At 75.8% G+C, this 2,464-nt stretch carries 2 protein-coding genes and 1 pseudogene; 2 read left to right on the top strand and 1 reads right to left on the bottom strand.

Going from position 1 to position 2,464, the window contains the following annotated elements; translation table 11 throughout:
- Both IE249_RS38150 and IE249_RS22675 read left to right on the top strand, forming a co-directional pair.
- The coding region (locus tag IE249_RS38150) for a sigma-70 family RNA polymerase sigma factor (RefSeq protein ID WP_229859033.1) at nt 1–281 on the top strand (281 nt) is incomplete at its 5' end.
- A 288-nt stretch (nt 282–569) separates the two neighbouring features.
- The gene (locus IE249_RS22675) at nt 570–1,373 is read left to right on the top strand and encodes a VOC family protein (protein ID WP_189707328.1); all 804 of its coding nucleotides are present in this window, start codon (nt 570–572) and stop codon (nt 1,371–1,373) included.
- 525 nt (nt 1,374–1,898) lie between these two features.
- Here the strand turns inward: IE249_RS22675 and IE249_RS38145 are convergent.
- Nucleotides 1,899–2,464, bottom strand: a pseudogene (locus IE249_RS38145) (glycogen debranching enzyme); the annotation flags it as partial.

Genomic DNA, 2,464 nt, shown 5'->3' with positions numbered 1-2,464 from the left:
CGCTGGAGGCGGAGGTGCCGGGGACGGAGGGGTACGCGCTCGGCGACGGGCTGGGCGAGGCGGACCCTCGCTACGACCTGGTGGTGGACCGCGTGGCCGTACGGCCGTGTCTGGAGGCGCTGCCCGAGCGTGAGCGCACCATCCTCTACCTGCGGTTCTTCGGCGGCATGACGCAGAGCCGCATCGCCCAGCAGCTGGGGATCTCCCAGATGCACGTCTCCCGCCTGCTGAGCGGCTGCTTCGCGCAGTTGCGGGAGGAACTGCTGGCGGAGACCGGCTGAGGCGACCCGGCCGCCGGAGCCCGGCCGACGGCACCCGCAGCGGCGCCGGCCCGTACGACCCCGCGGGCGGTGCCCGCGCCGCCGGAGAGGGCTCACTCCGGCGGCGCCTCATGGACCGGAACCGGCGCGTGAGCGGCCGACGGCCTCCCGGAACTCCGTGCGGATCGCGGCGGGCGGCGGTGCCGTTTCGGCGGCGGCCGCGGGGTACTCGACAGGCGCCCTCGGGGGTTCCGGCCCGACACTGGTCTGAGACCGGTGGCCGGCCGGTCGACTAGACCAGGACGTGCCATGAACGACGACCCGATGCCCTCCTGCCGTACGACCGACGTCGTCTCGACGCACTCGGTGTGCGGCGCGCCCTGCTGGGTGAGCCTGACCAGCCGCGATCTGGAGGCCACGGAGGAGTTCTACCGGGCCGTGCTGGGCTGGGAGTGGCGTTCGGCCAAGCTCGGCGACCGCTTCCGGATCGCGCTGGCGGACGGGGCGCCGGTCGCCGGGATCGCGGCGGTGGCGTCCATGTGGCAGATGGCGGTCGCCTGGACGCCGTACTTCGCGGTGCACAGCGCCGACCAGGCGGTCTCGCGGGTGCAGGAGCGCGGCGGTACGGCCGCGGTCGGGCCGATCTCGTTCCCGCCCGGCCGGGCCGCCCTGCTGGCCGACCGGGACGGCGCGACCTTCGGCATCTGGGAGGGAGACCTCTTCACCGACTGGGAGACGTGGCGCAAGGCCGCGCCGGCGTTCATCCGGCTGCACACGCGCGACGCCTTCGACGCCGCGATCTTCTACGGCGAGGTCCTGGACTGGGCCTCGGAGCTGCCCGGGTGCTGCGAGGTGCGCTACGAGGCCAACGAGGTGGTGCTCCGCAGCCACGGCGAGGTCGTGGCCCGCATCGAGTCCGGCGCGCTGGAGGCGGCGCCCGACCCGACGATCCGCCCGCACTGGCAGATCCACTTCCGGGTCGCCGACGTGGCCGCCTGCGCCCGCGCCGCCGAGGCCTACGGCGGCAGCGTCCTGCGCGAGTCCGCCACCGAAGCGATCCTTCGCGATCCTGACGGCGCGCAATTCACCGTGACCTCCCGCCAGGAACGCTGACCACCCCGGCCCGCCGCGCACGGTGGCGCTGTTCCCGGCCGGAGGTCCAGCCGAGTCCGCACGCGGGGCGGTGGTGCGCGTCCCTGACCGTTGCCACCTCTGCTGGGTGTGAGCCCGTGCGGGGGCCCGTGGCGTCGCCGGGCGTCGGGCGCGGGACCCGCTCGGCGGGGCCCCTGCGGGCTGTACCGCGCGCCGACGGACAGCCGGAGCCCCGGCCGAGCCCGACGCCGCCTGGCGGCCGCGCACCGCGCACGCTCACCCCACCAGCCGGCCGGACGCCGACAGACCCCACCCGCCCGCTGCCCAGCGTCTGCGTCGGCCCTTGCGGGCGGTACGCGGCGCGCCGACAGACAGCCCGAGCCCCCGGCCGAGCCCGGCGGCCGCGCGCCCCGCACGCCGGCGCCATCGGCGGGTCGGATGCCGGCAGGCCGCTGCGCGGCGGCCGCCGCCCTCACCTCCGCGCGGCCCTCCGCGCACCCCCGCCGTGCGGCGCCCCGGCCCTCGCCGGGGGCCCCTCCGCGTGCCTCAGGTGTGTGGGGGGCGGGAGAGGAGGGTCAGGCTTCGGGGCTCGGCTCTCAGGGCGGTGCCGGGTTTGTGTTCCGATTCGTCCGGCGGGCCCTGGGGTTCGGCGGTGTCGATGAGGGTGGTCCAGCGGTCGCCGTAGGCGGGGCCGGGCAGGCGGAAGTCGACCGGTTCCCAGTAGCCGTTGAGGAGGAGGAGGAACGAGTCGTCCGTCACGGGGCGGCCCTGCCGGTCGGGCTCGGCGATGGCGTCCCCGTTGAGGAAGACCATGACGGAGTGCGCGTCCGAGCGCCGCCAGTCGTCGTCGGTCATCTCGCGGCCGTCCGGCCGCAGCCACACCAGGTCGGGCAGCGGCTGGTCGTCACGGGTCGCGGTCTCGCCCTGGAAGAAGCGGCGGCGGCGCAGCACGGGGTGGGCGGCGCGCAGGCCGATGACGTAGCGAGTGAAGTCGGCCAGCGCGCGCTGCTCGTCGGTCAGGCGCCAGTCGACCCAGGAGACCTCGTTGTCCTGGCAGTAGGCGTTGTTGTTGCCGCCCTGGGTGCGGCCCAGCTCGTCGCCGTGGCAGAGCA

It is taken from the genome of Streptomyces anandii JCM 4720, assembly GCF_014650655.1.
In the GTDB taxonomy this organism is placed as follows: domain Bacteria; phylum Actinomycetota; class Actinomycetes; order Streptomycetales; family Streptomycetaceae; genus Streptomyces; species Streptomyces anandii.
The sequence above is the reverse complement of the archived record's forward strand: the minus strand, read 5'-3'. Positions and strand labels throughout refer to the sequence as shown.